Raw genomic sequence first — 23,669 nt, forward strand, 5'->3', positions numbered from 1 at the left:
TCCTTACCAGAGACTGTTCTTACTTGCGCGTTTACTGAATGAGTTGGCGAGCAGCAGAATGGTGAAATTGATGACGGAGTTGAACAGGCCTACCGCTGCACTGTAGCTGTAGCTGAATTCCAGAATCCCTTTCCGGTATACAAAAGTGGATATGACATCAGCCGTCTCATAAATACTGGCGCTGTATAACAGAATGATTTTCTCAAATCCGACATTCATAATATTTCCGAGTGCCAGAATCAGCATAATCATAATCGTCGGCAGAATACCGGGCAGGGTAACGTGGCGGATCTGCTGTACCTTGGTGGCTCCGTCAATTTTGGCAGCCTCATACTGCTGCTGGTCAATGCCAGTAATGGCTGCCAGATAGATGATTGTGCCCCAGCCGATCTGCTGCCAGATCTCACTGATGATATAAATGGGGCGGAAAAATTCAGGCTGTTGCAGGAACGAAATCCGGGCCCCGCCAAAAAAGGCAATAACATCGTTGATCAAACCATCCGATAAAGTGAAATAACGCACGATTCCTGCTACCACCACAAGTGTTATAAAATGCGGCATATATGTAATCGTTTGCGTGATCCGGCGGAAAAGCGGGCTTTTCAATTCATTCAGCAGCAAGGCCAGAATAATGGGTGCCGGGAAGCCGATCAGCAGATTGAAGAAGCTTAGCAGAACAGTGTTCTTAATGACACGGAAGAAGTAGATACTGGAGAAAAAAGCTTCAAAATGCTTGAATCCGACCCATTCGCTGCCCCAGATCCCTTGGGAAGGGACGAATTGCTTAAAGGCGATAATGGTCCCGTAGAGCGGAACATAGTGAAACAATACATAATATAGGATGACAGGCAGCACCATCAGATACAGCCATTTATTACGCAGGATGTCTTTCCCCAGTCTGGTTTTAAGCATATTCCTCTCTCCTTTGCTGCAACTGCATGGTCTTAGGCCGGGCTGCCGGTACCTGTTATCTGTGTTGCAGCCCCTGCCCGCCCAAATTAACGGTTCAGATAACGTTCATACGCCGCTTGTTGAATTTCCAGCGCGCGTTCGATACCGAGATCCTTCATCTGCTGCACATATTTATCGTAATTGTCTACGGAATCGGTGCCCAGGATGATCTTGAGCTCGGCCTCTTTCACAAAAGCGTTAATGTCGTTCATAATGCTGCTCATTTCATCTGCTTCTTCGGCAGTCGGTGTGACCGGAGGAAGCAGGTGGCTCTCGTGATTGGTTTGTTTCCAGATGCCGATGGATTCGGTCGTTGCCGGATATTTTGCCGGCAGATTATTGTCCTGCTGAATCATCGGGAAGTTGGTGCCATGAGAATATTTGCCCATTACCTGGTCGCTGCCGAGGCCATCCGAGTTCTTCACCACAAGATCGGTATAGACGGGCTTTCCGTCTTTGAGCGTGTAGGTAATGCCTTCAACCCCATAGGTATTCAGCATTTTGCCTTCTTCGGTAAAAGCGTAATCCAGCCAGCGCATCGCAGCCTCGACATTCTTGGTTGTCGCTGAGATCGCCGCCGAGCTTGTCCCCGCATAGGCATTATCCAGCTGTCCAAACTCCGGAAGCCCGCCTTTGACGGCAGCCGGGTATGGAGCGGCCACGAAGTCGGCCTTCGGATCTGTTTCCTGTACGGCTGAATTATATTTCTCAATATAATACTGCCAGCCGATTGTTGCTCCGCTGACATTAGAAGTCATTTTCTTATCCACTGTAGCTGAATCAATCGAAGCGAAATCCTTATCGATCAGGCCTTCTTTGTACCATTGGCTCATCGTTTTCAGATATTCCTTATAGCCAGGCTCCAGATAGCCGTAGACTACTTTGCCGTCGTTGACGTAGAAGTTCCCCATCACACCGAAGGCTCCGGCGAATCCGCCGGTCCGTTCTCCCAGGAACATCGTGCGGAAGGTTACAGGGGAGGCCGCCTTTTTCTTCTCTTTAAAAGCAGTCAGTACGGTATGCCATTCGTCAATCGTCTCCGGGACACTGAGCTTCAGTTCATCGAGCCAATCCTTGCGGATAATCGGCCCGCCGTAGACCCGTCCGATCTCCGAGCGGATGAACGGGAAGGCGTAATAAGTGCCGTCATCCGTTTTAATCATTTTGTCGATTTCCGGATTCTCCTGAAGCGTTCTCTTCAGATTCGGCGCGTATTGATCCATAAGGTCATTGAGCTTCAGAATATACCCCTGCTCAACGGCTTTATCGGGACCGCCAGGGTATTGCAGCCAGGTATTGAGGAAGATATCCGGCAGATCGCCCGATGCCAGCAGCAGACTGAATTTCTGATCGGTCATGGGGGTTCCGCCCAGCTGCTTGATGGCGATGCCTGTACGTTTCTCATATTCGTCATCGACCGGCAGCCGCTCCGGTGTGCCTCCCAGCTGTTCATTCATATAGGTCAGCTCTATTCCGCCTTTCATCGGATAAGCAAAAGCTGCTGCGGCTTCCTTGGAAGCCGGGCCGTTCCCGGCAGGGTTGTTAGGGACACTCTCATCATTTGCATTCTTGGAACTAGTGCAGCCGGCAGCCAGCATGGTGAAACCTAACAAAACGGCGAGCGGTTTGTGAAGCCTTTTCATTCCAGATAATTTGATCACTAGTATGACCTCCGTAATTTGTGTAGTTGACGACTTAATGCCTCTACAATGTATGCTGAATCTTGTATACAAACAATATTCAAAATGCGTAATTCATTGTCAAAAACGCAAAAGAAGGATAGATCCGGCCTGCTTCTATCCTCCTGTCAGGAAATTGTGTATTCTGTTTGTTTATTGCAGAGCTTTGAACCGCCCCGGCGTGATGCCTTCATACTTTTTGAATACCCGAATGAACGCACTGCTGCTGGAAAATCCTACACGGGAGGAGATCTCCTCGATGGTGACGCCTTGCTGAAGCAGTTTCTTGGCTTCGGCTGTACGCACCTGACTGATGTAGTCATGCAGTCCCTGCCCGCTCTGTTCTTTGAACAACCGTGATACATACTGCGGCGTGATCCCGAAACGGGCACCAATCATGGACACACTAAGGTTGATATCCGCATAATGATCCTGCACAAAGGCGGATACCTGGTCTCCGATTCCAGAATTTGAAGCAAGCTTTTCCGAGGCTTGGCTGCAGGCCAGCTGGATCAGCTCGGTCAGCTCGTTACGGAAATCTGCGCGCGTTGAGCAGGCCAGAAGCCTTTTCATCGGACGCCATTCTTCCCATAGCTTGGAGCGCTTCGTCTCCTGAGGGACTGCCTTCATAATAGAGCTGCTTAAATCAATCATGGCATATCTCACAAGCTCAATAGACACCTGGGAGCCGAAGAAGCGGGCCAGAATCTCCTCCACCATCGCTGCCGCTTTCCCGAAGTCACCGCTTTTGACCAGATTAATAAAAACAACCTCGTCATTGATCGTCAGGTAATAATCCGTCTGCTGCTGCTCAATATCCCCATACCAGACCGTCGTATTCTCCTCCAGCACCAGCCGGTATTCCTGAGCCTCCAGCGCCTGCAGATACCCCTGATGCAAACTTCCCATGCCCGAGAGCAGCTCACTGCCGGCCATGGCGATCTGCAGACCGTATTTCCGCTGAATGAACTCCAGGGTATGGCTGAGTGCTTCTTCAATATCCTCTTTCCATCTGCCGGAACGCCCGGTGTTAATGTTCATCACTGCCGCCAGCATGCCATCCATCTCGGTGAAGCTCAGGACGTGATTCGGTCCGGTGAAATCCATGATGATATTGGATACGATGAAATTGGACAGGCTTGGCGAAGGCCCCTCTTCCCCGCCGGACTGAATATAGAATAGAAGCACCGCAAAATCCTCGGAATCCCACTGGAAATGATGAACTCTGGCCACTTCCTCCAGCGATAATCCGTTCTCCGCCTGCCCTCTGAGCAGCTGCGACAAGTAGTAGGTCTGGAGCACACGGAGCTGCCTGAACTGCCGGCTGTTCACATCATCCCTCTCCCGGATGGTAGCCAGCGCACTCTCCCGAATGAAGGAGAATTCATCCAGTACCCGCTGCGTCTGTTCATCGGCGGAGGGCGAGAACATATGGACCAGCTCGCGTACAGGATTATAGTTCTTACGGGCAAAGTAAGAAATAACCACCGCCCCGATCAAAAAGCTGATGAACAGCCCAAGCAGGTTCAAATTGCGGATTTGCCGCGCTTTTTCCCAGAATACGCTTGAAGGAAATACGCTGATATACTTCCAGTTGGTGTTATCGGAATCAATGAAGGAGACCATGTTCTCCGTGCCGGCAATATCCTGAAAAGAAGTGCCCGCAGTCTCACCGCCAGCCTCAGCGTCAGGCATTGGCTGCTGCGGAGAAGCCTCATTATTGCGGAATAATACCTGATTATGATCATCGGTAATGTACACATCACCGTTATTTACCCAGTCCACGTTCTTCAGCATGCTATGAATCTTGCTGCCGTTCAGCGGGAGAACCAACATCCCCTTCTGTCCATTGCTTGCAGTGGCACTGGTGAAGGGCTTCATCATCACAACCTTCTGCTCCCAGCGCTTAAACTCAATAAACGGAAGGGCGGCTTCTCGCCCTGCAGTCTCACCGTTCAACTGTGCCAGCCACTCCTGATAAGACAATCCGATCATCTTACTGTTCATTGCATAAAAGGTTTCACTGTCCGTATACGTCTCATCTGTCAGCACACGGTCCAGACTGCTTGAATACAGATAGATCCCATCGATGAAATCATTGGCGGATTTGTATTTGCTGAGCTCCTGCCGGATCTGATAGATCTGAAAGGAACTGGCCCTCTCTGCGCCAGGTGTGAGGGATAAGAATTTGTTCACACCGCTATGAATCGATAACTGCATCGCTAATTTCTCAGCTTGATTAATCTCGCTGTCTACAGTATTCTGCATCTGCTTAAGCATGGCGTTGCCGGCACGTTCAATCTCATATTCGACAATCTGTTTGGTCTGCAGATAGATGATAGCGCTAACAATAAGCGGGATAATCATGATTACTGAATAGGAGATGATCCATTTAAAGGCTACACTTCTGCTGAACCTCAGGTGCTTGTGCTTCATCTTCTACGCTCCTTACCTCATATAGAATTCCACTATATGATAGTTGTGCCCGGGGGGCAATCCGCAATATGAACCAGATCGTCAATTTGTAAACAAGTCCGCTATACTATGCCATCCGGCTGGACAAACAAAACCTCTTTGCCGGCAGAAGACCTGAAGGGACAGCCATTGTCCCTTGGTCTTACACCTTCAAAGAGGTTTCTCCAGCTATAGGATTTGAAATACGGGCTGATCCTGAATGTAATGCACCGGCACCTGCGGGAACTGCCGGGCCAGCCGCTCCGCCAGCAGCTTCATTCCCGGCGCTTCGCTCTCGGCATGGCCGAGCATGATGAGCGCCCTGTCCTTGCCCTGGCGGACCGCATCGCGGATATACTCAGGCACCTCCCATTCAGGGCCTTCACCGGCGATGACCAGATCAAGCGACTCCTGCTCGTACATCGGGATGACCGACTGGCCATTTCCCCGGTAACCGACCAGTACTCCCGCTCTGGAGCAGGTGGCGGAGAGGTTCCCGGCAACGCGGACATAAGGGATATTCAACTTCTGCTTCAGATACTCTGCAACCCCGGAAACGGTCATCTCAGGAATGGAGAGGATCGACACCTCGGGCAGATGCCGCTCTACATATGCTTCCCATTCCAGCTCCCGCAGCAGCCCTTCGGTAATCCCGTCCGGCGTATAGCGGTGTATCGTGTCATGGAAGCGATAGAGGCTTACCCCGCTGCTTGTAATCAGTGCAGACTTCTCCTGATAGACGGAATCTTGCTCAAGCGTACTCCCGTGTCCCTGGTGGCTATAAAATACACCTTCATGCGTGATCACCAGGTTGGCGCCAAGCCGGGCCGCCTGCTCGACTACATATTGCGAAGCGGCGAAGGCAGCCACGATTCCCTGCACTTCTGTTCCCGCAGCGTCCGGCGTAAGCCTATCCACCGTATTCACGGGCAGTTGTACCCCTGCATTCAAGTGCTCCATCACATCACTGAAAGTCAGTGCCATGAGATCTACTCCTCCTTGATGTTAGCCAAATGAGTTCCTGGCCTGTCAAAAGACAGGACAAGGCTGTCCGGAACGCAGACGCTCCCTTAGTAGATGGTCCGGCCTAATGCATCTGCAATTCCGCTCTTGCGGTAGAAATACGTATTAATCTGGTCACGCCATTCCTTGGCATGAGCCGCCTGTCCCTTAAGGCGTTCCTCCACCTGAGTGTACAGGCCGTCTGCGATGCTGCCCTTCAGTCCGCCCCATGCGTCCAGAAGCCCTTCGGCGCGCTCTGCACCTTCGAAATGCGTATCGTAGATATGCTGGATCACGGTTTTGCCGGAATGCAGCACATGAGTGTACGGCACATGATGGAAGAACAGCAGCAGCTCATCCGGGCATTCCTCCAGCGAATCATAACGTACGGCGTTGCTGCCCATGTACTGTGCGCTATAGCCGGTACCGGTATTCACGGTACGGTCTACCCCGATGCCCTGATGATCGGCATAGTGGTAGGTGCCCCACATTGAATATTCATAGCCGTCCACATTCGGGCCGTAGTGATGCTCGGGATTGATCATCCAGCCTACGCCAAGCGGCGACGTATATGACTCATAGATCTCCCAGGAGTCCAGCAGAATCCGGCTGATCACTCCGGCAACCGCTGTGTCCGTGCCGAATGTCAAGGCGATCCATTCGGCCGCAATCTCCTCCGCACTCAGCTCAGGATTCCAGGCCAGACGCCCGAAGCCGTAGAGATTCGCCTGAGCCAGCAGGTGGCCGGTCCAGTTGCGGTCATTGCCCACATTGGATACCGCCGCAATCCCGCTCAGGCGGTTGCCCCACAGCGATCCGTCAACGATCCGCTTAACAGGGGCCGGGCCGCCCTTGGCCTGCGTATCGAATTCCATAATCTCCTTCCACTGCGGAACGAGATAGCAGACATGGCGCTGCTGTCCGGTATATTCCTGGGCGATCTGGAATTCGATCACATGGTTCGTCCGTTCCAGGGCGCCGAAGAGCGGAGATACAGGCTCTCTGACCTGGAAATCCATCGGGCCGTTCTTGATCTGCAGAATGACGTTATCATGGAACTGGCCGTCCAGCGGCTTGAAATGGTCATACGCCGCTCTGGCCCGGTCCGTCTTGCGGTCACGCCAGTCCTGCTTGCAGTTGTATACAAAGCAGCGCCAGATCACGATGCCGCCGTAAGGCTCCAGGGCTTCCGCCAGCATGTTGGCCCCGTCTGCATGATTCCGCCCGTAAGTGAACGGGCCGGGACGGTTCTCCGAATCAGCCTTGACCACGAAGCCGCCGAAATCGGGAATAGCAGCATAGATGTCGGCGGCTCTCGACTTCCACCATTCCTGCACGCCTGCATCCAGCGGATCTGCCGTACCCACTTCCCCTTCGTGCATAGGTCCGGCAAAGTTCACGCACAGGAACAGGCGGATGCCATAGATGCGGAAGATGTCGGCGATTCTTGCCACATCCGGCAGATAGGTGGAGATAAACAAGGTCTCCAGCGCATGAACGTTCACGTTGTTGATCGCTATCGCGTTAATGCCGGCGGTAGACATCAGCCGCGCATAGTCTGTAATTCTGTCCATATCCTTCGTGAACTGGTTATTCTCATACAGGAAGGATCTGCCGGAATAGCCGCGCTCCACGCTGCCGTCGAAATTATCCCAGTGATTAATCATCCGCAGCGAATTCACAGGATTCACTATTTCATCCAGATTCTCAATGTCCTTGCCGCTGGCAATCAGGCGCAGCAGATGGAAGACGCCGTATAACACACCTGCCTGGGAGGAAGCCCCTACAGCGATGCATTTCAGGGACTGGCTGGTTCGGATGGCGAACCCTTCTGCTCCTACAGCTTGGACGGTCTTGTCATCGAACACGCCCTGGATCAGCGGATGATCACCCGTGAAGGTGCCGAAGGCCACACCGAAATCTTCCGGCTGCGGCTTGGAGACGGCTTCAAGGCCCAATAGCGAGGCAATGCCTCTTGTCCATTCCTGAAGTGCAGCCTGGATGGTCTCCCCGGCTTCTGTAACGGATACCGCCCCGCACCATTTCGCATATTGCTTATATAGGGGGCCTTGCTGAAGCTTAGGATAGCTTAGCCACGCATTGTATCCGCTGTCATATTGTGCAGCATACTCATTCCCGGATTGTTGTCTCATGTCCATATCTCCTCTGCATACATCTTGTATACTAGATTTCATTCAGGTTCATCCTACCACGCAGCCGCAGCCCCGGAACATTGTCAAATCACGCTAATATTTACCCAAATCAAGCAGAATCCTGTATACTAATAACAAGTGTACAGCCTGTACATCCCTATCAAGAGAACGCAAAGTATCAGGGGGCGATCCTATTGGTTGCAGCTTTTGAACCGCCGGTCCCGGGGCAAAGCCTTAGTGAAACGATTATCCCGGATGTGAAAACCACGCTCAACCTGTTCGGCATGCATCTGCGCAAGGTGAGCGGGGAATGGGATTATCCGCAGCACGCCCATCCCCAATATGAATTCAATTATGTGCTTGAAGGAGAGCAGCTGCTCACGGTCAACAACCACAGCTACCTTCAGCGCGCCGGGGATCTGGTCCTCTTGAGACCGGGCGATATCCACTCCAGCCGCAGCGGAAACGGCGGGGCCTTCACCTATTTCTGTATCCATTTCGATATCGATGACAAGCTGTTCATCTCCCTGCTCAGCCGGCTGAATCATGTATTGTTCACCTCAGAGAGCAATGTGGCCAACCGGTTAGGACCGCTCCTCAGCAGGCTGGTGGAGATTTCCACCTCCGGCTCCGGCAGCATCACGATCTCCCAGCGCATGAGGCTGCAGTCTGCCGTCTTCGAGCTGTTCGCCCAGCTCTGGGAGGTCTTCTCCCTGGAGGCTGACAATTCCTCCCCGGGCACTTATGAGCGGATCGAGCTGGCCCACCAGATCCGCAGCCGCCTCCAGAGCCTGGTCTATCAGCAGTTCACGCAGGAGGTGCCCTATGACAGTCATTATGGCGTTGACGACATCGCCGCTGAGCTGGGGATCAGCCCCTCACACTGCTACCGGGTCTTCCGACAGGTATTCGGCCTCTCCCCCCGCGTCTACCTGTCGGAGCAGATGCTGCATGAAGCCAAGGTACTGCTGGATGACCACAGCCTGAGCGTCAGCCAGATCTCCGGCCTGCTCGGCTACCGCGATATCGCCCATTTCAGCAGACAGTTCAAGCGCTGGAGCGGCCAGTCACCGCGGGAATACCGCGAGGGCAGGAGCTAGGCAGAGCGCGGAGCCTGTAGAGCTTTATATCAAGTAGAAGCGGCTTCGCCGTCCTTTTAAAGGACGGTACCGTTTCAGCGAGAAATAGAAGGATAAGTTATCGTGTGCAACATATAAGTTCTTATATTTTTAGTAAAAGCCTGCCTTCATCGTTGATGAGGGCGGGCTTTTTGCGCTATTGCGGGCGGGGCTTGATGTAGGCCAGCCCTATTTTTTGATATACATGGCGAAATGCTCCTGGAGGTTCTTGGAGTCGATATCCGCCCGCAGATGGTGGTGCAGCAGCTCGTCGATCCCCGCGCTGTCCCCCTGCACGATATAATCCAGCAGTTGCTGATGCTCCTGCTGAATCGCCGCCAGCTTCTCGTCCTTCAGCATATGCAGCTTGCGGTAGCGGATGTAGTGCACATTGAACTGCTGGAGCACACCCCACAGGAACTCACGCCCGGCCAGGCCGAACATCGTGCGGTGGAACTGGTCATCGAGCTGCAGGAACACCTCCGCTCCCTCCGCCTGCTCAATACACTTCTGCTGCTGCGCAAGGTTGTCCCTCAGCTCATGCAGCCCTTTCAGCGGGATATTCCCGGCCAGCGATTTCATAATCTCCTTCTCCAGCACATTGCGCAGGTAGATAATCTGTTCCACGGACTCCAGGTCTATGTAGGATACGAGATTGCCTTTTTTGGGATAAATATCGACGTATTGCTCCAGGGACAGCTGCTTCAGCACATCACGGATCGGCGTCCGCGACAGCTGGAAGCGCTCGGACAGAGCCGTCTCACTGATCATCGCCCCCGGCTTCAGCTCAAGGGAGAGAATCTCCTGCTTGAGGTAGGCCATTATTTCTTTTTTGGAAGTCATGGAATAGACCAACTTTCTGTTCGGGATTGTTCTTCCCCCCATTATATAGAAAAGGGATATGAATTTCATTGACAAAGATGAACGCATATTCTATGATCATTACGAATTGAGTCTTGTATACAAGATTATGCCACATGTAACGCTGGTTCTGTAAGGTCAATTGTCACAAGGCTTCGGAAGGTTATCATTTGTATTTATGCTTATCTTACTTAAGGAGGAAAATAACAATGAATATGACATGGAGATGGTACGGCGAGGGCAATGACAACATCACTCTTGACCACATCCGTCAAATTCCGGGCGTTATGGGCATCGTCTGGTCGCTGCACCACAAGGTGGCCGGTGAGGTCTGGGAGATGGAAGACATCCAGAAGGTGGCCGATCAAATCACAGCCAAGGGCTTCAGCACAGCGGTTGTTGAAAGCGTCAACGTTCATGATGATATCAAAATCGGACTGCCGTCCCGCGACAAATACATTGACATCTATATCGATACGATCCGCAAGCTGGCCAAGGTTGGCGTCAAGGTCATCTGCTACAACTTCATGCCGGTGTTCGACTGGACCCGTACCGAGCTGTACAAGGAGCTGCCGGACGGCTCGAATGCCCTCTTTTATGAAAAGGCTGCCATTACCGACAATCCGCGTGAGATGGTAGACCGCATCCTGAAGGGTGCCGGACAATTCACGATGCCGGGCTGGGAGCCGGAGCGGCTGGCCAAGCTGGATGAGCTGTTCGCGGCGTATGCTGACGTTACCGAGGATAAGCTGTTCGACAACCTGAAGTATTTCCTGGAGCGTATCATTCCGGTGTGTGAAGAAGTAGATATCAAAATGGCAATTCACCCGGATGATCCGGCCTGGCCGATCTTCGGACTGCCGCGCATTATCCGCAGCCGCGATACGATCCGCCGCTTCCTGGACATGGTGGACAGCCCGTATAATGGCCTGACCTTCTGTACCGGATCGCTTGGAACGAACCCGGAGAATGATCTTCCGGCGATGATCCGCGAGTTCAGTGACCGGATTTATTTTGCCCATATCCGTAATGTGAAGGTGTTCGAGAACGGCGACTTCATTGAGGTATCCCACCGGGGCCGTGATGGCAGCGTAGATGTTGCAGAGGTTGTTAAGGCGTATCATGAGAGCGGCTTCACCGGTTATGTGCGTCCGGACCATGGCAGACATCTCTGGGGCGAGGAAAAGAACTGCCGTCCGGGATATGGCCTCTACGACAGAGCGATGGGTATCATGTATCTGCTCGGCGTATGGGACAGCCTGGAGAATGTCAAGGGGGCCAAGTAAATGCTGAGTCTGAGCAGAAGCAGCATCGCGGACCGGGAAGCCTGGGAAGCCGCAGGGGTAGAGCTGCCGCAGTTCGATTTCGCAGCGGTAGCGCAGAATACGCTTGCGAAGCCGGAGTGGGTTCACTTCGGGGCAGGCAATATCTTCAGAGGCTTCGTGGCGAATGCGCACCAGAAGCTGCTGGACAGCGGCAAGGCCGATACCGGCATCATCGCCGCCGAGACCTTCGACTTCGAGATGATCGACAAGGTCTACCAGCCTTATGACAATCTGACTCTGCTGGTGCTGATGAATGCGGCGGGCGACTTCCAGAAGCGGATCGTCAGCAGCATCGTCGAAGGCATCACTGCAGATAAGACGCGGGAAGCGGATTACAGCCGCCTGACTGAGATTTTCGAGAATCCCAGCCTGCAGATGGCGAGCTTCACGATTACGGAGAAGGGCTATTCGCTGACCGGTCCTGATGGACAGTACCTTGGCATCGTGCAGAAGGATATCGCCGGAGGACCGGAGCATCCGGTTCACGCCATGAGCATCGTGGCATCCTTCGCCTACAAGCGTTACCTGAAGGGCCAGTATCCGATGACCTTCGTCAGCATGGACAATTGCTCGCATAACGGCGACAAGCTGAAGAACGGTATGGTTACGATCGCCAAGGAATGGGCCGCTAAGGGTTTTGTAGAGGAAGGGTTCGTAGCCTATCTGGAGAATGAGCAGAAGATTACCTTCCCGCTGTCCATGATCGACAAAATCACCCCGCGCCCGTCCGAATCCGTCCAGGCAGCATTGCTGGAGCAGGGCATCGGCGGCATGGATGTGATCGTCACCTCCAAGAACACGTACACTGCTCCCTTCGTTAATGCGGAGATCAGCGAGTATCTGGTCATTGAGGATAAGTTCACCAACGGACGTCCGGCACTCGAAGCAGCCGGTGTGATCTTCACGGACCGCGACACGGTCAATAACGTGGAGACGATGAAGGTAACCACCTGCCTCAACCCGCTGCATACGGCGCTGGCAGTAACCGGCTGTCTGCTCGGCTACACGCTGATTGCCGATGAGATGAAGGACGCCACACTTCGCAAGCTCGTGGAGACCATCGGCTACAAGGAAGGCCTGCCGGTTGTCGTTGATCCCGGCATCCTGAGTCCGAAGCAATTCCTGGACGAGGTGCTGCAGGAACGGTTCGCCAACCCGTTCATCCCGGACACTCCGCAGCGGATCGCTACGGATACCTCGCAGAAGGTCGGCATCCGCTTCGGCGAGACGATCAAGTCGTATATCCGCCGGGAAGATCTGGACCCGTCGCAGCTGACTGCCATACCGCTGGCTATCGCTGCCTGGTGCCGGTACTTGCTCGGCGTGAACGACGAAGGCGCTGCGTTCACGCTCAGTTCCGACCCGCTGCTGGAATCGCTGCAAGCGCGGCTTGCGGGAATTACACTGGGCGCGGATGCTGCGAAGGCCGCTGGCGTGCGCGCGGTGCTGGAGGACCAGGCCATCTTCGGCGTGGACCTGTACGCCGCCGGACTTGGCGGGACTATCGAGGACATGTTCACTGAGATGCTGGCGGGTCCGGGTGCGGTAAGGGCTACGCTGGAGAAGTACACGGCCTGAGTAGTGGGCGGTGGCGGCCCGGCGGCTGGATGGTTGGGCCGCCGGGGCGTTTGGAGGCCGGGTTGTTTGGAGGGCAGGCCGTCAGGGATTCAAGTGCATAAATACACCTCATTTTCGCGGATGAGCTCGATTCGGAGAATTCAAGTGCATTAATACACCTCATTTCCGCGAATGGGCTCATTTCGGAGAATTCAAGGGTATTAATGCTCTTCGTCTCCCCTGTTCGGCTAAATTTGCGAAATTCAAGGGTATTTATGCACTACATTTCCACAGTTTGCACGGTTTGGCTGCCCGCCCGGCCCATCGGACTACACCTATATCACACCAAAAAGACCAGGAGAAAGCTCCTGGTCTTTTTGGTGTTTGAAAGCAACTGGGGGAAGGGTCTGTTCTACTCCTGCTCCAGATATTCAAAGTAATCAAAATCCGCCGGATGCAGCGTTCCGCTGAGATCCTGGGCACACATGCCGATGAAGGTGCCGGTGAAGCGGATGTAGGCCGGGAAGTCATCGGACAGATGGTAGATTTCCAGGGCCGGCCCGATCTTCTCCCAGGAGGATTCACCAACCTTGTAGTAGAACTGGGCGAGCTCGCCGTCGATGACGACCTTAAGTGCTACGCTTACTCCGGGAGGCAGCGGCACTTCAGGCGTCAGAGTGTCTTCATAGACTCCATCCTTGGAGCGGATGAGTCCCAGAGTTCGGCCAAGGACTTCATCGTGCGTGATCCGCAGATAGAGGTAATCCTTCGTATCGTAATAGACGATCAGGCCGGCCATCTGCTGGAAATGCTCCGGCTCGAAGTCCACCGAGGTCTCGGCGCTGCAACGGAAGGCCTGCTGGCGCAGGGCCACCAGGCTCTGGCGGTGCATGGAGCTCATGGATTCTCTGCCCCGCAGGCGCAGATAGCCGGGACGCTCCTGAAGCGAGAGCCAGGACTCATCCGCAGGCACCCGCAGGGTGCTCCAGCGGACATCCAGCTGCGGAGCCTCGAAGTCGTCACGCGGAGCCGCTGGTGTAAAAGGATGGGCCGGAAGATCCGGGCCTTCCACGGTCAGCGCTGGAGTATTCCCGCCCCCGAACAGGGCCAGCCAGCCCTCTTCTGTGAATATGACGCGCTGAATCGCCGTCTCCCGGCCCAGATTGCAGTAGTTGTCCTTCACGGGACGGCCGCACAGATGGACCATGTACCATTCGCCGGTCTGCGTCTCTACCAGACTGGCATGGCCTGCTTTTTGCAGCGCAAGCTCGGGATTACCGGCAGAGGTCAGCAGCGGATTAACGGGAGCGGTCTCGTAAGGACCTTCAATCTGCTTCGCGCGGGCTACGGTCACCGCATGGTTATACTGCGTACCGCCCTCAGCGGTAATCAGATAATACCAGCCGTCCTTGCGGTACAGATGCGGGCCTTCGGTTAGGGCCAGCTCTGTTCCCTTGTAGATCGGAGTAACCGGTCCGACCAGGCGCTGCTCTTCCACCGAATATTCCTGGAGCACAATACCTGCGAAGCTGTTGCGCCCGGTGCGGTGATCCCACAGCATGTTGACCAGCCATTTGCGTCCGTCTTCATCATGGAACAGCGAAGGGTCGAAGCCGCTGCTGTTCAGGTACACAGGCTCGGACCAAGGGCCTTCAATATTCTCTGCAGTTACCAGATAGTTCGGCGTATCCTTGAAGGCGCCCTGACGGCTTTTGACATCGGTATAGATCAGATAAAAGAGTCCATTATCGTACGTGAGGCAGGGCGCCCATATGCCCCCGGAATCCGGGTCCCCTTCCATATTGAGCTGCGAGCTGCGGGTCAGCGCATACGTCAGCGGCCGCCAGTTCACCAGATCGCGCGAATGATGAATCCGCACGCCGGGGAACCATTCAAAGGTTGAAGTAGCAATGTAGTAGTCATCTCCAGCCCGGCAGATCGACGGGTCCGGATGAAATCCGCGCAGAATCGGATTATGAATCAGATTTCGGCTCATCATTTCTCCTCCAATGCTTGCCGTCCTGCTTCCAGTAAGGCAATGATTTTGTCAGTGTCGTAGATACAGCCCTTCCAGGTTCCGCCGCTGGCTGCCTGAAGTGCAGCCCACAGACGGGTATCCTCCGGCAGGCCCGGGTCGACCGCCAGGCCCGGATGCGGAGTCCGCGAAGCCAGGATCAGCGTTCCCGCTTCCTTGGTCAGCGGCTCATCTCCCTCACCTACCAGATTCACGCTTCCTTCCAGAGTCACCGTATCGATCCGCACTTCCACCCAGTCATTATCGCGCAGCTTGCCGAGCGGGCCGCCAGCCAGCGCTTCCGGACCCATGTGGCCGATACAGGCACCGGTGGATACGCCGGAGAAACGGGCATCCGTGATCAGCGTGACATATTTGCCGTAGGGCAGATGCTTGAGCGCCGAGGTGAGCTGGTAGGTCTCCTCCATCCCGGTCCCGCTCGGCCCGCGGCCGATGACAGCCAGAATATCCCCGGCATGGACCATGCCCAGCTTGATGCTGCGGATAGCGGCTCTCTCTGTGGTGAACACCTTCACTCGTCCGGTATGGCGATAGACACCCTCGCTGTCCAGAACGGCAGGATCGATCGCGGCCGATTTGATGACTGCGCCTTCCGGGCAGAGATTGCCGACCGGAAAAGTCATGGTGGACGCCATGCCCTGGCGCTTGGCCTCTTCCGGGCTCATGATCACGGAATCCGGGTCTACGCCGTCCGCTTCCAGCAGCCGCTGGCGCAGCTCCGTCCGGCGCTGTGAGCTCTCCCACCAGTCCAGATTCTCGCCCAGTGTCCGGCCCGTAACCGTGAGTACAGATTCGTCAAGCAGTCCCAGCTTGCGCAGATGCAGCATGACCTCAGGAACGCCCCCGGCCAGGAACACCCGGATGGTCGGGTGCGGTACCGGACCATTCGGCAGTACGCTGACAAGACGCGGTACCATCCGGTTCACCCGGTTCCAGTCCTCGACAGTCGGAACCTTCAGCCCGGCGGCATGGGCGATGGCCGGCAGATGCAGCAGAAGATTCGTGGAGCCGCCGAAGGCAGCGTGCAGCACCATCGCATTCTGGATCGACTGATCTGTCAGAATGTCGCTCATGACAATTCCGTTCTGATCCAGATGCTGAAGAGCCCGGGCCGACTGGCGGCCGATATTCTTCCAGATCGGCTGGCCCGAAGGGGACAGTGCCGAGTGCGGCAGCGCCATACCCAGCGCCTCTGCAATGACCTGGGCGGTAGCCGCCGTACCGAGGAACTGACAACCGCCGCCCGGGGTTGCGCAGGCCCGGCAGCCGAGATCTGCCGCTTCTTCGAGGGACAGCTCTCCGTTGCTGTACCGTGCCCCGATGCTCTGCACCTTGCCTGCGTCTTCTCCCTCCACCGGCGGAAGGGTTACGCCGCCGGGGACGATAATTCCCGGCAGCTTATGCATACCGGCAAGGGCCAGCAGCATGGCGGGCAAGCCTTTGTCGCAGGTAGCTACGCCAAGCACACCCTTGCGGGTAGGGAGTGAACGAATCAGCCGCCGCAGCACGATGGCCGCATCATTACGGTAAGGCAAGGAATCGAACATGCCTGTGGTGCCCTGGGAACGGCCGTCACAGGGATCACTGACATAACCGGCGAACGGAATCCCCTCATTCGCGGTGAGCTCCTCCGCAATCTCCTCCATCATCACGCCGATCTCCCAGTGGCCGGTATGATATCCGAGCGCCAGCGGAGTGCCGTCCTCACGGCGGATGCCGCCCATCGTTCCGAGAATCAGGTACTGGGGCCGGTTCAGCAGCAGCGGATTCCAGCCCATCCCGGCATTCTGTGTCATCCCAAAAATCTCTCCGCTCGGTGCATTCCGCAGCACCTCCCCGGTGATCGGCAGCTGGCCTGCCGGACCTTCCGCAGCGGTATGTACCGGAACAGCTTCAATGATGTCTTCCTTCATAATCTCTTGTACGGTCAATTTCATATGAATCCCTTCTCTCCCTCAGAATGAATGTGCCCGGATGTCTATGACAGTGAGAGCTTCCCCGCCAGCGCCTTCACCTCACGCAGCGCAATCTCCCGCTTCGCATCGAATGCGTGCTGAAGCATCGAGGTGCTCACCGCAGCAACCGCCCTTCCTGCGGCATCCAGAACAGGCGCAGCGGCGCAGCTGATGCCCTGGATAATCTCCTCCTGATCCAGCGCATAGCCGGTCTTGCGGATCGCAGCCAGGGCTGCGGTGAACTCAGACCAGTCTGTCAGCGTGCGGGAAGTGACCGCAGACAGCATTTTACCCGGATAACGCCGCTCCAGTTCCCCCTCCGGCAGCAGTGCCAGCATCATCTTGCCCATCGCAGTCGCATGGGCCGGAAACCGCATCCCGGGGCTGGACTCCAGCCTTACCAGGGACTGCCCCTCCTGCTTGGCCAGGTAAATAATCTCATCGCGGTCCAGCACCGACAGCTGAAAGGTCTCCCCTACCGCTCCGACACTCTGCACCGACTCTGCCAGGAACCGCTCTACCAGATTCATATTCTGCTTAAGCGAATCATTATAGACGGTATTATAATAGGAGATTCCGGCACCAAGCACGTACCTCTCGCCCGCATCCTTCACCACCCACCCCAGAGTCTCCATGGTGCGCAGCAGCGAGAACATCGAGCTTTTGTTAATACCGGTCTCCTCACAGAGGTCTGTCATCTTAAGCGCTCCGGTCTGTCTTGAGATGGCCTTAAGAATCAGATCAGCCCGTTCCAATGCCGGAACCCAGTACTTCTGGTCCACACCTTCATTCCCCTCTCATAAATCCATTGATTAAGCCTTCCAAGTTCACTATAATAATCATATGTTTATAATACCAAACCAGGAGGCAAAAATAAAATGAAACTTAGCCACCCGAATGCAGGTGTCATTCCTCCCGTCCCGACCATTCTGGATTCCGCCGGGAAATTCGACCGTGACGGAATGAAGCTGCTGATCGACAGCCTGATCGCCAAAGGGGTTCACGGTCTGTTCTTCCTTGGAACGGCCGGAGAATTCACCCTGTTCACCGCAGAGCAGCGTGAAGAGATCGCAGAGCTATGCCTGGAGTATACGAATGGCCGTCTTCCGGCCTGGATCGGCACCGGCAGCAATACCGTTGCTGAGACCCTCCGGCTGTCCCGCCATGCTGCTGAACATGGCGCTACCGGCATCGTCATTATGAATCCGTATTACTACAAGCTGAACGGGGATGCTCTGTTCGCGCATTATGCCGCTGTGCTGGAAGCGGTCGATGTACCGCTCATGCTGTACAACTTCCCGGCCATGACCGGCCAGGATCTGACTCCGGCCTTCGTAGCCCGGCTTGCCGCACATTATCCGAATGTAGCGGGCATCAAGGATACCGTGGACCAGCTTAGCCATATCCGCCAGATGATTTTGCAGGTGAAGGCAGTCAGTCCGGACTTCTCGGTATTCTGCGGCTTCGACGAATATTTGCTGCCTACGCTGGCTGCCGGAGGAGACGGGGCGATCGCTGCCAGTGCGAACTTCGCTCCGCAGCTGATGCTTGGCGTGTACGACAGCTTCAAGAAGGGAGACCTGGCAGGCGTCCTTCAGTTCAACCGGCAGATCGTTGAAATTCCGGCGCTGTATGCCATCGACGACCCGTTCATCGCTTCGATCAAGGAAGCTGTCCGCTTGTCCGGTGTTCCGGTATCCACCTTCAGCCTGGCTTCGCCTGGGGTATGGAGTACGGAGCATGAGGAGAAGCTGAAGCAGATTTTCAGCCAGGCGGGTATTGCCCAAGGGTAAGCGATTTATATAGTGCGCACTCATCCGTTCATATTTTTCAAGGTCAGCCCGTCTATCAAGGTCAGCCCGCATTGGGGCTGGCTTTTTTTGTACAGCTTCTTGCACAGTTCCGTGTAAACTGCCTCCTGATGTTCCTCCTATCTTCGCGGTGAAGTTTAGTCTATAATTTTGTTCAGGTGCACAATGAGTGAAGTAGAGGCAATAGAGGCGGTTACCCGCTCAAGACGAGGAGGGCGTTCCGGTTGTTTCAGCTATCCGAGAAGCAGGCGCAGGAGATTGTAGACAAGATGATGATGGACATCCCCTATAATATCAACATCATGAATCATGAGGGGATCATCATCGGCAGCGGGCATAAGGCAAGGGTGGGCACCGTTCATCGGGGGGCTGTCGAGGCGCTGTCCACCGGGCAGAGGGTCGAAGTCATGGAGGATGGGCGATATGAGAAAAAAGGCACCAACGAACCGATTGTCATCGGCAACACCCGCGTAGGTGTGATCGGGATCTCCGGCAGCCCGGAAGAGGTCCGGCCCTTCTGCAATATCGTAAGGACCACGGTAGCGCTGCTCATTGAGCAAAGAAATACGCTGGAGCATCTGGCCAGCGAAGCCAGCCGCAAGAAGGCTCTGCTGGAGATGCTCCTTGACCATCAGGGAGCGTACTCCCAGAAGCTGCGAAAAGAAGCCGCAGCCTATCAGATCGATCTTCTGCTCAAGACCACCGTGCTGTATCTCAAGCATGTGCGGCCGGAGCTGGATGAGGCGAAGCTTCTGTTCCTGCATCCGTCCTTCCAGCTCGACGGGGATACATGGGTAATCCTGGTCCAGAACCGGCCGGACTGCAGCCCGCTGATTGCGCAGCTGCTGCATAATCAGCCACAGCTCCTGCTGTCTTCGGGCCGGCTGGAGGCCAGTATCGCGGAGGGTTACCGTCAGGCAAAAGCTGCCCTTGGCGTTCTTCTGGCACTACGCCCTACTGAGCAATCAATCCGCTACGAGGATGCGGAATTCCTGGTGAAGCTCAGCCAGGCGAAGCTGTCAGACAAGCCGGGCACGGCGATCAAGCTGGAGGATACCGCCGATCTGCTGGAGACGCTCCGCAGCTTCATCAATCACAATTGCAGTGTCTCGCAGACGGCTGAGCAGCTGAACATCCACCGCAATACGCTGCAATACCGTCTCAAGCGGATCGAGAGCATCACCGGCAAGGACCCGAGGAACCTGCTGCAGCTCTTCGAGCTTACGCATGAGCTGCTGGCGTTATATAAGTAACGGTTTGCTATACAAGAATAGCCCCGGGGAACCGTATCCCCGGGGCTATCTCTATGGCAGATAGCTATTCAGCCAGCTTCAGCAGCCTGGCGATATTCTCACAGGTCCGCTCGACATTGGCAGGGCCGTCAGCCAGCAGCTTCTCCAGGCTCGAAGCGCCGGGAACGATGCCGAAGACGGCATCGATTCCCTCGGCGTAGAGCGTCTCGATGCCCTCGCCGATGTAACCGGCCAGGGCGATGACTTTTTTGCCGCTGGCCTTGGCGGTGCGGGCTACGCCGTACGGCGTTTTGCCGAATTTGGTCTGGAAGTCAATCCCGCCTTCACCCGTGAAGACGAAGTCCGCCTGCTCCAGCTTCTGCTGAAGCTCTGTGTATTCAATTACGATCTCGATTCCCTTCTGCAGCGTTGCCCGTGTGAAGATCATCAGACCCGCGCCCAGTCCCCCCGCTGCACCAGCTCCGGGAAGGTCGCGGACATCCTTGTGAAGCTGCTGCTTCACCACCGCCGCATAATGGGCCAGATTGGCGTCAAGCTGCTGCACCATATCGGGCGTGGCCCCCTTTTGTGGACCAAATACGGCTGAAGCCCCCTGCTCTCCGCAGAGCGGATTGGTCACATCACAGGCAACGATGAGCTGAACCTGCTGCAGTCTCGCATCAAGTCCCCTAACGTCAACTCTCGCCAGTTGCCCCAAGCTGCCGCCGCCGCGCGGAAGTACGCTCCCAGCTTCATCGAGGAATCTGGCGCCAAGCGCTTCGGCCATTCCGGCACCGCCGTCATTGGTGGCGCTGCCGCCGATGCCAATGATGATTTTGCGGATACCACGGTTGAGACATTCCAGAATCAGCTCGCCTGTTCCGTAGGTGGTGGTGATCAGCGGATTCCGCTCCGCCTTGTCCACCCGCTGAATGCCGCTGGCCGAAGCCATCTCGATGGCCGCCGTCCGGCCGTCACCGAGAATGCCGAATTGTGCCGTCACCGGCTGTCCCAGCGGTCCTGCAACTTCCAGATAATGAATCTCTCCGCCGGATGCGTCGACAAGGGATTGTACGGTCCCCTCCCCGCCGTCCGCCATCGGAACATGGATGTAGGTTGCTTCAGGGTATATTTTGCGGAGTCCGGCCTCCATCGCTGTACATACTTCTTTCGCGGTCATGCTCTCCTTGAAGGAATCCGGCGCCAGCACAAAGGTTCTCTCTCTCATTTCCACACCTCATCTATAATATTGATCTTAGAGTAAAAATCCGTAAACCAGCGTAGCCACAATCGTCATCGTGCCGCCAACGATGGCCTCATACGGGATGAGCCCCATGCGCTGCTTGATTGACATTTTCATACTGTCCGCCGTGACATGGAAGTAAGTGCCCTGCGGCAGCGAGTCGATGACCGTAGCTCCGGTATGAACCATCACAGCGGCAGCCAGCGGAGCGGTGCCCATATTCAGAATGGCCTGCCCGAAGGAGCCGGTAGCGACAATAACACCCGTGGATGTTGAGGCGGTAGCCGCAGCCATCAGTATGCCGGAAATCGGTGCCAGGAACGTCCCGGAAATCCCGGACAGCTCAATCAGATGCACCACCTGGGCGGACAGATCGGAAGCGGAGATCAGACCGGCGATGCCGCCTGCCCCGATCAGAATCAGGACGGTTGCGGTCATTTTGCTAAGACCGGAGGACGTATATTGCAGCACCTTGTTGCCTTGCCCCATCGCCAGCATCCCGATAATCCCTGCCAGCGGCAGAATATAGAGCGCATCCACCTTAAGCTTGGTCAACGCTTCGATCCCGGAGATGGAGCCGATCGGGTTAATCATGAGCAGGACGATCGCCACGAGCGGAGCCACAATAGCTCTGCTGAGCGGCGGGTAAGCGGCTGTGTTCGCAGTGTCTGTCCCGTTCGCAGCCTCCGCCGGGGTAACCATAACCCCCTTTTTCTTCAGCAGGGTGGCTAAGATAACGGTTACAATTAATCCGCAGATTGCCGGGATCACGCCTGCCAGCATGACATTGCTGAGATCAAGATCGAAGCCGCGCGCAGCAGCAATCGTATTCGGATTCGGTGAGATAATATTACCCGCCTTCCCCCCGCCCGACAAGGCCAGCAGCAGCGCCAGCTTCGAGATCTCCATTTTGTTGCCTACGGATAAAGCAATCGGAGCCACAATCAGTACCGCTACCGGGATGAATACGCCCATTGCCGTAATGACCATTGTGGCCAGCGCGAGGGCCAGAATGGCCTTGCTTCCGCCGAACTTTCGAACAATAGCCTGGGCTATGGCCTCAGCCGCACCCGACTCCATCATCACACCAGCCAGCACACCGGCGGCCAGCACCCGCAGCACCGTGCCCATTACACTTTGTGTACCGCTTACAAGAACACTCACGGTCTGTTCGAGATTGGCTCCGCCAATCAGCGCCCCTGCAATGGCACCCAGGAATAGAGCGTAGACCGGATTCAATTTTCTAAGGATCAGAATAATGGCAATTGCCAGCCCTGCAAGCGCCCCATACCAACCAATGATTAATCCTTCCATTTCAAAGTTCCCCCTAACAACTTGTTGAACACGCTCTCATTATAAGGTCTGGGGGGAGGAAAAGAATATTGATGAACGGACGAAATGCATTGTGCATGTGACTAACGGATTAGGGGAATACGGGATCTTCAAACAGGCATGAAAAGTTGAATTTGCTTGACTTTGTTATCTCTCTCTAGCTTAACGGTGGTGCTTGATGCGCATGAGTGGCGGTAAATAAAAAACAGGTCAATCATGGTAGCATCTGACCATAATGACCTGTTTGATGTAACGGAATAGGGATATTTAGGTTAGAACAACTTTATATGAGGCTGATAAGGGTTAAGTCTGTTTGAACATTGCCATCGCAACAACTCTTAAATTCTTAGCTTCTCACTCGGTTATTGGTCCGTATCTATCCAAAATGTACTGCTTCTCTGCTCAAAGTTCTTTTGCAGTTGTTCTGCTATATTATCTAATCCTAATCTTTTAGCTTCTTCAATTTCAATTATGTTAGTTTTTAGGATTCTTATAGCACCAATCAGGGTCATAAGGTAACGATTTTAGTTTTTGCATATCCTCCCAACTGTAGACCCAATCATAGTCCGCGACCCAGAAGTAATCATCGGGGTTTAATTTCAGGTATTCATATATAAAGCGAAATATCAATTCTTGGGCACCATAAATCTCCTCAATTCCACCCACCTGATATAGTGAAAGACTCGGATCCAAACCAAAAATGACCTCGTTATTCTCATAAGTAATCTCGTAGTTATCAAGTCCATCAACATAAAATATAAATTGCTGATTATTATCATTAACCAAAGGCTTATCAGTAACATTTAAGGTTGTATATAAGAACTGTTCATTCTTATATTTTTTATAGTTATCAAAATACAATCTAGCATCTGCATGAAAAGCAGCTACTATCGTGTCGCTCAACAATTTTTCAGGGGTATATTTTTCTTGCTTCATTAAAATAAATGCTGACGTTCCCATA

The 23,669-nt window shown here is 54.6% G+C and carries 17 protein-coding genes; 5 read left to right on the forward strand and 12 right to left on the reverse strand.

Going from position 1 to position 23,669, the window contains the following annotated elements:
* Positions 1 to 3: 3 nt before the first annotated feature.
* From MKX51_RS20725 to MKX51_RS20745, 5 genes are all read right to left on the reverse strand, one after another.
* Positions 4 to 912, reverse strand: coding sequence for an ABC transporter permease (locus MKX51_RS20725; RefSeq protein ID WP_340939340.1), 909 nt, complete (start codon positions 910 to 912; stop codon positions 4 to 6).
* Positions 913 to 998: 86 nt separating this feature from the next.
* Positions 999 to 2,594: an extracellular solute-binding protein gene (locus MKX51_RS20730; protein ID WP_445322074.1), complete on the reverse strand. Its 1,596-nt coding sequence runs from the start codon at positions 2,592 to 2,594 to the stop codon at positions 999 to 1,001.
* A 189-nt stretch (positions 2,595 to 2,783) separates the two neighbouring features.
* Positions 2,784 to 5,066, reverse strand: a complete 2,283-nt coding sequence (locus MKX51_RS20735; protein WP_340993659.1) for an AraC family transcriptional regulator — start codon at positions 5,064 to 5,066, stop codon at positions 2,784 to 2,786.
* 207 nt (positions 5,067 to 5,273) lie between these two features.
* Positions 5,274 to 6,068, reverse strand: a complete 795-nt coding sequence (locus tag MKX51_RS20740; protein WP_340993660.1) for a Nif3-like dinuclear metal center hexameric protein — start codon at positions 6,066 to 6,068, stop codon at positions 5,274 to 5,276.
* Positions 6,069 to 6,154: 86 nt separating this feature from the next.
* On the reverse strand, positions 6,155 to 8,239 hold the full coding sequence (locus tag MKX51_RS20745) for an alpha-glucuronidase family glycosyl hydrolase (protein ID WP_340993661.1): 2,085 nt from the start codon (positions 8,237 to 8,239) through the stop codon (positions 6,155 to 6,157).
* Positions 8,240 to 8,433: 194 nt separating this feature from the next.
* On the opposite strand from MKX51_RS20745, the gene MKX51_RS20750 reads away from it, so the two are divergent.
* Positions 8,434 to 9,339: an AraC family transcriptional regulator gene (locus tag MKX51_RS20750; protein WP_340993662.1), complete on the forward strand. Its 906-nt coding sequence runs from the start codon at positions 8,434 to 8,436 to the stop codon at positions 9,337 to 9,339.
* 207 nt (positions 9,340 to 9,546) lie between these two features.
* On the opposite strand, the gene MKX51_RS20755 is transcribed toward MKX51_RS20750, so the two are convergent.
* Entirely contained in the window at positions 9,547 to 10,200 is a 654-nt protein-coding gene (locus MKX51_RS20755) for a GntR family transcriptional regulator (protein ID WP_340939331.1), read from the reverse strand.
* Positions 10,201 to 10,427: 227 nt separating this feature from the next.
* Here MKX51_RS20755 and uxuA point away from each other — a divergent pair, with 227 nt between their 5' ends.
* Both uxuA and MKX51_RS20765 read left to right on the forward strand, forming a co-directional pair.
* The gene (uxuA, locus tag MKX51_RS20760; RefSeq protein ID WP_340939329.1) at positions 10,428 to 11,504 is read left to right on the forward strand and encodes a mannonate dehydratase; all 1,077 of its coding nucleotides are present in this window, start codon (positions 10,428 to 10,430) and stop codon (positions 11,502 to 11,504) included.
* A complete protein-coding gene (locus MKX51_RS20765; protein ID WP_340993663.1) occupies positions 11,505 to 13,121 on the forward strand; it encodes a mannitol dehydrogenase family protein in 1,617 nt (538 codons plus the stop codon). It begins immediately after the preceding gene.
* A gap of 391 nt (positions 13,122 to 13,512) precedes the next feature.
* On the opposite strand, the gene MKX51_RS20770 is transcribed toward MKX51_RS20765, so the two are convergent.
* From MKX51_RS20770 to MKX51_RS20780, 3 genes are read right to left on the reverse strand one after another with little or no spacing between them, the layout of a single operon-like run.
* Positions 13,513 to 15,096 (reverse strand): glycoside hydrolase family 43 protein, encoded by a 1,584-nt coding sequence (locus MKX51_RS20770; protein ID WP_340993664.1) that lies wholly within the window; start codon positions 15,094 to 15,096, stop codon positions 13,513 to 13,515.
* Entirely contained in the window at positions 15,096 to 17,072 is a 1,977-nt protein-coding gene (locus MKX51_RS20775; RefSeq protein ID WP_445322023.1) for a YjhG/YagF family D-xylonate dehydratase, read from the reverse strand. Before MKX51_RS20775 ends, MKX51_RS20770 begins: the two co-directional genes overlap by 1 nt.
* Positions 17,073 to 17,113: 41 nt before the next feature.
* A complete protein-coding gene (locus MKX51_RS20780) occupies positions 17,114 to 17,872 on the reverse strand; it encodes an IclR family transcriptional regulator (RefSeq protein ID WP_340993665.1) in 759 nt (252 codons plus the stop codon).
* 96 nt (positions 17,873 to 17,968) lie between these two features.
* Here MKX51_RS20780 and MKX51_RS20785 point away from each other — a divergent pair, with 96 nt between their 5' ends.
* Both MKX51_RS20785 and MKX51_RS20790 read left to right on the forward strand, forming a co-directional pair.
* Positions 17,969 to 18,883 carry a dihydrodipicolinate synthase family protein gene (locus MKX51_RS20785; RefSeq protein ID WP_340993666.1) on the forward strand — a complete coding sequence of 305 codons (915 nt, stop codon included), beginning with the start codon at positions 17,969 to 17,971 and terminating at the stop codon, positions 18,881 to 18,883.
* A gap of 242 nt (positions 18,884 to 19,125) precedes the next feature.
* Positions 19,126 to 20,154 carry a CdaR family transcriptional regulator gene (locus MKX51_RS20790; RefSeq protein ID WP_340993667.1) on the forward strand — a complete coding sequence of 343 codons (1,029 nt, stop codon included), beginning with the start codon at positions 19,126 to 19,128 and terminating at the stop codon, positions 20,152 to 20,154.
* Positions 20,155 to 20,218: 64 nt separating this feature from the next.
* Here MKX51_RS20790 and MKX51_RS20795 read toward each other — a convergent pair whose 3' ends face one another.
* From MKX51_RS20795 to MKX51_RS20805, 3 genes are all read right to left on the reverse strand, one after another.
* On the reverse strand, positions 20,219 to 21,361 hold the full coding sequence (locus MKX51_RS20795) for a glycerate kinase (RefSeq protein WP_340993668.1): 1,143 nt from the start codon (positions 21,359 to 21,361) through the stop codon (positions 20,219 to 20,221).
* Between the two features lie 27 nt (positions 21,362 to 21,388).
* Complete coding sequence (locus MKX51_RS20800; protein WP_340993669.1) at positions 21,389 to 22,690, reverse strand: GntP family permease; 1,302 nt, start codon at positions 22,688 to 22,690, stop codon at positions 21,389 to 21,391.
* 492 nt (positions 22,691 to 23,182) lie between these two features.
* Positions 23,183 to 23,668, reverse strand: coding sequence for a hypothetical protein (locus MKX51_RS20805; RefSeq protein ID WP_340993670.1), 486 nt, complete (start codon positions 23,666 to 23,668; stop codon positions 23,183 to 23,185).
* Between the last annotated feature and the right edge of the window lies 1 nt (position 23,669).

Source organism: Paenibacillus sp. FSL M7-0420 (assembly GCF_038002345.1).
Lineage (GTDB): Bacteria > Bacillota > Bacilli > Paenibacillales > Paenibacillaceae > Paenibacillus_AQ.

Coding starts and splice junctions, on each gene's coding strand:
- MKX51_RS20725 (WP_340939340.1), bottom strand. CDS start 912: ATGCTTAAAACCAGACTGGGGAAAGACATCCTGCGTAATAAATGGCTG.
- MKX51_RS20730 (WP_445322074.1), bottom strand. CDS start 2,594: ATGAAAAGGCTTCACAAACCGCTCGCCGTTTTGTTAGGTTTCACCATG.
- MKX51_RS20735 (WP_340993659.1), bottom strand. CDS start 5,066: ATGAAGCACAAGCACCTGAGGTTCAGCAGAAGTGTAGCCTTTAAATGG.
- MKX51_RS20740 (WP_340993660.1), bottom strand. CDS start 6,068: ATGGCACTGACTTTCAGTGATGTGATGGAGCACTTGAATGCAGGGGTA.
- MKX51_RS20745 (WP_340993661.1), bottom strand. CDS start 8,239: ATGAGACAACAATCCGGGAATGAGTATGCTGCACAATATGACAGCGGA.
- MKX51_RS20755 (WP_340939331.1), bottom strand. CDS start 10,200: ATGACTTCCAAAAAAGAAATAATGGCCTACCTCAAGCAGGAGATTCTC.
- uxuA (WP_340939329.1), top strand. CDS start 10,428: ATGAATATGACATGGAGATGGTACGGCGAGGGCAATGACAACATCACT.
- MKX51_RS20765 (WP_340993663.1), top strand. CDS start 11,505: ATGCTGAGTCTGAGCAGAAGCAGCATCGCGGACCGGGAAGCCTGGGAA.
- MKX51_RS20770 (WP_340993664.1), bottom strand. CDS start 15,096: ATGAGCCGAAATCTGATTCATAATCCGATTCTGCGCGGATTTCATCCG.
- MKX51_RS20775 (WP_445322023.1), bottom strand. CDS start 17,072: ATGAAATTGACCGTACAAGAGATTATGAAGGAAGACATCATTGAAGCT.
- MKX51_RS20785 (WP_340993666.1), top strand. CDS start 17,969: ATGAAACTTAGCCACCCGAATGCAGGTGTCATTCCTCCCGTCCCGACC.
- MKX51_RS20795 (WP_340993668.1), bottom strand. CDS start 21,361: ATGAGAGAGAGAACCTTTGTGCTGGCGCCGGATTCCTTCAAGGAGAGC.
- MKX51_RS20800 (WP_340993669.1), bottom strand. CDS start 22,690: ATGGAAGGATTAATCATTGGTTGGTATGGGGCGCTTGCAGGGCTGGCA.
- MKX51_RS20805 (WP_340993670.1), bottom strand. CDS start 23,668: ATGGGAACGTCAGCATTTATTTTAATGAAGCAAGAAAAATATACCCCT.